Annotated in this window: 6 protein-coding genes; 5 read left to right on the top strand and 1 reads right to left on the bottom strand. The window is 39.1% G+C overall.

Annotated features, from left to right (window positions below):
• On the top strand, positions 1 to 771 hold a 771-nt coding region (locus tag VIH09_RS03705), incomplete at its 5' end, for a glucosaminidase domain-containing protein (RefSeq protein ID WP_331578013.1).
• 50 nt (positions 772 to 821) lie between these two features.
• A complete protein-coding gene (gene hemL, locus VIH09_RS03700) occupies positions 822 to 2,108 on the top strand; it encodes a glutamate-1-semialdehyde 2,1-aminomutase (RefSeq protein ID WP_331578011.1) in 1,287 nt (428 codons plus the stop codon).
• Between the two features lie 38 nt (positions 2,109 to 2,146).
• Here hemL and VIH09_RS03695 read toward each other — a convergent pair whose 3' ends face one another.
• Positions 2,147 to 2,611, bottom strand: coding sequence for a hypothetical protein (locus VIH09_RS03695; RefSeq protein WP_331578009.1), 465 nt, complete (start codon positions 2,609 to 2,611; stop codon positions 2,147 to 2,149).
• A 189-nt stretch (positions 2,612 to 2,800) separates the two neighbouring features.
• Here VIH09_RS03695 and VIH09_RS03690 point away from each other — a divergent pair, with 189 nt between their 5' ends.
• The 3 genes from VIH09_RS03690 to VIH09_RS03680 form a co-directional block, all read left to right on the top strand.
• Positions 2,801 to 3,289, top strand: coding sequence for a c-type cytochrome (locus VIH09_RS03690; RefSeq protein ID WP_331578007.1), 489 nt, complete (start codon positions 2,801 to 2,803; stop codon positions 3,287 to 3,289).
• A 33-nt stretch (positions 3,290 to 3,322) separates the two neighbouring features.
• Positions 3,323 to 5,296 carry a Sec-dependent nitrous-oxide reductase gene (gene nosZ / locus VIH09_RS03685; RefSeq protein ID WP_331578005.1) on the top strand — a complete coding sequence of 658 codons (1,974 nt, stop codon included), beginning with the start codon at positions 3,323 to 3,325 and terminating at the stop codon, positions 5,294 to 5,296.
• 67 nt (positions 5,297 to 5,363) lie between these two features.
• Positions 5,364 to 6,265, top strand: a 902-nt coding sequence (locus VIH09_RS03680) for a nitrous oxide reductase accessory protein NosL (RefSeq protein WP_331578003.1), incomplete at its 3' end; no start/stop codon positions are given.

Genomic DNA, 6,265 nt, shown 5'->3' with positions numbered 1-6,265 from the left:
AGATCAGTCAAAAAGACCAGCGTCGCGAAACCAATCGTAAAAAAGTCTGCAATAGTAGAGCAGAAGAAAGAGGAGGAGGAGGAAGTAATTGAATCAACTTCAAGAACCGTCGTTTCAAATGACATAGTGGCTAATTATATTGCCCAATATAAAGATGTCGCCATGGGTAACATGAAAAATTATGGTATTCCCGCAAGTATCATTTTGGCCCAAGGGATATTGGAATCTGGAGCAGGAAAAGGCGATTTGGCAAATAGAGCCAACAATCATTTTGGGATAAAATGCCACGATTGGACAGGCGAAAGTGTAAGACACGACGATGACGCCAAACAAGAATGTTTTAGAAAATATAATGATCCATCCGAATCTTTTAATGATCACGCTTTATTCCTAACCGGAAGAGGCAGGTATTCCAGATTGTTCTCCTTGCCAAAAGACGATTACGAGGCTTGGGCGAAGGGACTGAGAAGTGCCGGTTATGCCACCGACCCAAGATATCCCCAGAAATTGATATCATACATTCAAAGGTACGATTTGGGTCGATTTGATTCCCAGGTTTTGGGGACGAACTATACACCTGTTGACAACCAACCCCAAGCTGTAAGAATAGTTAGCGTTGATAGTTATAACGGGGACATATATGTGGTTCAAAAAGGAGATACTCTATACTCCATTTCAAGAAAATTTAATGTAGTGGTTGATCAGTTAAAGAAGAAGAATAAGCTTTCGGCTAACACACTTTCCATTGGGCAAAGACTGATCGTAAATTAAGAAAGCAGGAAATCATTCAGTTATCAAAAATAAAACACCAAAAATTATACATGTTATATAAAAGAAGTAGTCAGCTTTTTGCTGAAGCGGAAAAGGTAATTCCAGGCGGCGTAAATTCGCCGGTTAGAGCATTCAAAGCAGTAGGGGGAACTCCCATTTTTGTACAACGTGCCAAAGGTGCCTATCTTTATGATGAAGATGGAAACCGACTAATAGATTACATCAATTCTTGGGGGCCAATGATTTTGGGCCATGCCTTTGAACCTGTCGTTGAGGCTGTGATAGAAAAGGCAAAACTAGGAACTTCTTTCGGAATGCCAACGGAGTTAGAGACTCAAATTGCCGCTTTGGCGGTTTCTATGGTGCCAAACATTGATAAAATCAGGTTTGTCAATTCAGGTACTGAAGCTTGTATGAGTGCCGTAAGATTGGCTCGAGGATTCACCAAAAAAGACAAAATAATAAAATTTGCAGGTTGTTACCACGGTCATTCCGATTCATTTTTGATTCAGGCCGGAAGCGGCGCCATTACTTTTGGTTCGCCAAATAGTCCGGGAGTAACTGAAGGAACAGCCAAAGACACTTTGTTGGCCACTTACAATGATTTAGATAATGTAAGGGCTTTAATCGATGCCAATAAAAACGAAATTGCAGCCATAATTGTAGAGCCCGTTGCGGGGAACATGGGTTGTATTCCGCCAAACAAAGGTTTCTTGGAAGGATTAAGACAACTTTGTACGGATAACGGTATACTGCTCATTTTCGATGAGGTTATGACAGGATTTCGCTTGGCGAGAGGCGGAGTTCAGGAATTATTGGGTGTTGACGCAGATATCGTTTGTTTCGGAAAAGTGATAGGTGGAGGCTTACCTGTAGGGGCTTTTGCCGCGCGTGCCGAGATAATGAATTATTTGGCGCCACTTGGGCCAGTTTACCAAGCGGGAACTTTGTCAGGAAACCCTTTGGCTATGGCCGCTGGATTGGCAATGCTACAAACATTAGATAATGACGCTGCCATTTTTCAGCGATTGGCTGATAAGACAGCTTACCTGCATGAAGGGATTGAAAAGGTTTTGAAAGCAAATAATGTTGTTTTTACAATCAACAGAATAGGTTCGATGATTTCCGTACATTTTGATGCTGCTCCAGTAGTTGACCTTAAGTCAGCAGGGAACGGAGACAACGAAACCTTCAAAAAATTCTTCCATGGATTATTGAAAGAAGGAATTTACATTGCGCCATCAGCATATGAAACTTGGTTTATAACAGATGCTCTTTCTTATGAAGATTTGGATTTTACCATTCAAGCGATAGACAAAGTTTCTAAAACTTTTTAGAACAAAAAAACTTCCGGCTTTCACCGGAAGTTTTTTTTTTATTTCTGCATCTCTTTTTTGGGATTCATTTTATCGCTTCTTCTTTCGTGCATTCTGTGCGATCTTCTTTTTTCATGTTTGGCTTTCATAGCATCCCACTTTTCATATTGCTCTGCCGATAGTATGTTTTTCATTTTAGCTTTCATCGCAATTTGCTCGTCCAGCATTTTACTTTTCATGGCAAAACGTTCATCTCTTGTCGGTTTTTCCGTGTTTTCTTTTCGGGCCTTCATCATTGCCTGACGTTTAGCACTTTTCTCTGCAATGATACTCGTCATTTGAGCTTGTTGTTTTGCTGACAAATCCAATTCCAATGTCATTTTTTTCAGCATCAACTCATTTCGTTGTTCAGGAGTGAATTTTTCCATGTCATTTCCATGCTGCCTTCTTTCCATTTTATCTCTTTCTTGCGCAAAGCCTGTCATTCCAACAACCAATAAAGCGGCGATAATTATTTTTTTCATTATTTATTGTTTTAAAGTTATAGGTATAAGACCTTGAAGTGTCCTAAAGGTTTAATCCTTAACAAAAGTTTACAATATCACTTAAACATAAGAGGTAAGATTAAAAAATGGGTTTTAGTATGACTGCAATCATATTTAATCACTTAATGTATTCGCAAATTTGTATAAGAAATTTAAAACCAAAATATTATGTACAAATTATCTTTTTTTATAGTAGCATTTTTAATGTTAACTTCTTGTGGTGACAAAAAGAAATCAAACGAAGATTTTTCGCCAAGTACTTCTTCAGAGGAAGGAATGCCGGCCGCCGAGACTGTAGATGCTTCAACTTATGATCCGAAACGAGGCGAAGGAAAATACACAACAGTAGAGTTAGGAGCTACATTAGACCAGGCAATGGCCGCTAAGGGAGAAAGCATTGCGAGTGTAAAATGCACTTCTTGTCACAAATTGACAGACGAAAAACTGGTTGGGCCAGGATGGAAAGGGGTTACATCCCGTCACGAACCGGCTTGGATCATGAATTTTATCACTAACCCGGACCCGATGATCAACAAAGATCCGAAGTTGCAGGCTCAACTGGAAATCTGTTTGGTTCGTATGCCAAATCAATCCCTTGCAGATGCTGACGCAAGAAGCTTGCTCGAATTCATGCGTAAAAATGACGGTGTGAAATAGTTTTTAAAACTAAGTTTAACATATATAAATATTATGAAAAATAAATTTGTAAAAGTAACTTTTGCCATTGTTTTGCTAACCTCTTTTTTATGGTCTTGTAAGCCGAAAACTTCCGAAGATGTGGTAAGTGGCGACGCGGCGCAAAAAACATATGTCGCGCCCGGAAAATACGATGAGTTCTATAATTTTGTGTCGGGTGGTTTTAACGGTCAAATGAGTGTTTATGGGCTGCCCAGCGGAAGGCTGTTAAAGGTGATTCCGATTTTTTCGGTAGATCCTGAAAGTGGTTATGGTTTTAGCGAAGAAACGAAGCCAATGTTGAATACCTCTCATGGGTTTATTCCTTGGGATGATCAACACCATTTGAATATGTCCCAAACTAACGGTGTAATTGACGGCCGTTGGATTTTTGCCAATGGACACAATACGCCCAGAATCGCCCGTGTTGATTTGAAAACATTCAAAACGGTAGAAATTATCGAGTTGCCTAATAGTGCGGGAAATCACCCTTCACCCTTTATCACAGAGAATACTGAATATGTGATTGCCGGAACCCGATTTAGTGTTCCGCCAGACAATGCTAACGGTGACGTTCCAATTAATACTTTCAAACAAAATTTCAAAACGCATATTAGTTTTGTTAAGGTTGGAAAAGAAGGTGAAATGGATATCGCGTTCCAAATTGAAACTCCAGGGATTAATTTTGACTTGAGCCATTCCGGTAAAGGAAAGTCTTCAGGTTGGTTTTTCTTTTCCTGTTACAATTCTGAGCAAGCGAATACTTTGTTAGAAGTGAACGCTTCTCAAAAAGACAAGGATTTCATCATGGCGTTGAACTGGAAAAAAGCGGAAGAATATGTCAAAGCCGGTAAAGGAAAATTAGTCGATACTAAATATGCCCATAATACATGGGATGAAAAAACGCACACGGCAAAGTCTGAAATTAAAACAAAAGTATTGATTCTGGATTCTAAAGAATTTAAAGACCTTTGTTATTTCATTCCTTGCCCGAAATCCCCTCACGGTTGTGATGTAGATCCCACGGGAGAATATATTGTCGGTAGTGGAAAATTGGCCGCTTTAATCCCGGTATTTAGCTTCACCAAAATTCAAGATGCTATTGCAAAAAAACAATTTGATGGGGAGTTTCAGGGAATTCCGGTTATTAAATATGAAGCTGCGTTACATGGAGAGGTCAAAAAACCAGGTTTAGGCCCATTGCATACGGAATTTGATGAAAAAGGAAACGCTTACACTACAATGTTCGTTTCTTCTGAAATAGTAAAATGGAATCTAAAATCATTAAAAGTGATAGACAGACAACCTACCTATTATTCTCCGGGACACCTTTGTATCCCAGGTGGAGATAGCCAAAAACCTTTCGGGAAATATTTGATTGCCTATAACAAAATAACGAAGGATAGGTACTTGCCAACAGGACCTGAACTTACGCAAAGCGCCCAGTTGTTTGATATCAGTGGTGAAAAAATGAAGCTTCTTTTGGATTTTCCAACCATTGGTGAGCCGCATTATGCTCAAGCGGTACCGGCGGATATAGTTAGAAATAACGGACAGTTAAAATTCTACAAAATTGAGGGTAATAATCACCCTTACGCAACCAAGGGAGAGAAAGAAGCAAAAGTAGTAAGAAAAGGAAATAGAGTCGATGTCTACATGACCTCAATGCGTTCTCACTTCTCACCTGATAATATTGAAGGTATAAAAATTGGAGATGAAGTCTATTTCCACGTCACAAACTTAGAACAAGATTGGGATGTGCCGCATGGATTTGCCGTAAAAGCTAATAAAAACGCAGAATTGCTGATCATGCCGGGCGAAACGTCCACCTTAAAATGGATTCCGGATAGAGTGGGAATTGTTCCATTCTATTGTACCGATTTCTGCAGTGCACTTCACCAGGAAATGCAAGGATATGTAAGAGTATCTCCGGCAGGAAGCAATGTCCCTATTACTTTTAGCTTGGGAACCAATATGCCCGCTAAATAATAATAACTTAAAATTCAAAAAGGGAACAAATAATCAATTTGTTCCCTTTTTTTTAAAAAAATCAACCATGAATAATTCAAAAATTTCAACGCTTTCAAAAGCTACACTTTTGTTGGTGATGGTCTTATTAATAGCCTCTATTTTTGTTCCCATGTGGAGAATAGAATTAACGGCACCCCAATATCCCGAAGGGTTATTGTTACAACTGCATGCTAACAAAATTGGTGGGGATGTTGATATCATCAACGGATTAAATCACTACATAGGCATGAAAACATTGCACAAAGAAGATTTTATAGAGTTCACCATATTGCCCTACATTATTGGATTTTTTGGTTTGTGTGCTTTGACGGTGGCACTGGTAGCCAAAAAAAAAGGACTCTATGCCTTGTTTACGTCTTTTATTCTGTTTGGAATTTTGGCAGCCGTGGATTTTTATAGATGGAATTATGAATATGGGCACAATCTTGATCCTAATGCGGCCATTAAAGTTCCCGGAATGTCCTATCAGCCGCCTCTATTGGGATACAAACAATTGCTGAATTTTGGAGCCTATTCCGTTCCTGATATCGGTGGATGGATGCTAATCGTTTCGGGTTTTTTACTTTTCTTGCTTGTTGTAAAGGAAAGCCATTTGTTGCAAAAATTGAGAAAACCCAAATCAGCCGCCGTTTTACTTTTTATGCTGTCCTTGTCTTTTTTGTCTTGCGCTAAAACCGAAGCAGTTCCTCTGAAATTAAACGTGGACAGTTGTGATTTCTGTAAAATGAATATTGCCGATGGTAAATACGGAGCGGAAATAATCACCCAAAAAGGGAGGGTGTATAAATTTGATGATATCATGTGTATGATAAATTACGGGAAAGAAAATCTCGACACAAATACAAAATCGTACTACGTAAACGACTATACCCAAGACAATGTTTTAATTCCTGCCGAAAGCGCTTTTTTTCTTTCCGGAGGTACGAT

Origin of the sequence: Flavobacterium sp., from assembly GCF_036515215.1 — a bacterium.
GTDB lineage: Bacteria > Bacteroidota > Bacteroidia > Flavobacteriales > Flavobacteriaceae > Flavobacterium.
The sequence above is the reverse complement of the archived record's forward strand: the minus strand, read 5'-3'. Positions and strand labels throughout refer to the sequence as shown.

Coding starts and splice junctions, on each gene's coding strand:
- nosZ (WP_331578005.1), top strand. CDS start 3,323: ATGAAAAATAAATTTGTAAAAGTAACTTTTGCCATTGTTTTGCTAACC.
- hemL (WP_331578011.1), top strand. CDS start 822: ATGTTATATAAAAGAAGTAGTCAGCTTTTTGCTGAAGCGGAAAAGGTA.
- VIH09_RS03695 (WP_331578009.1), bottom strand. CDS start 2,611: ATGAAAAAAATAATTATCGCCGCTTTATTGGTTGTTGGAATGACAGGC.
- VIH09_RS03690 (WP_331578007.1), top strand. CDS start 2,801: ATGTACAAATTATCTTTTTTTATAGTAGCATTTTTAATGTTAACTTCT.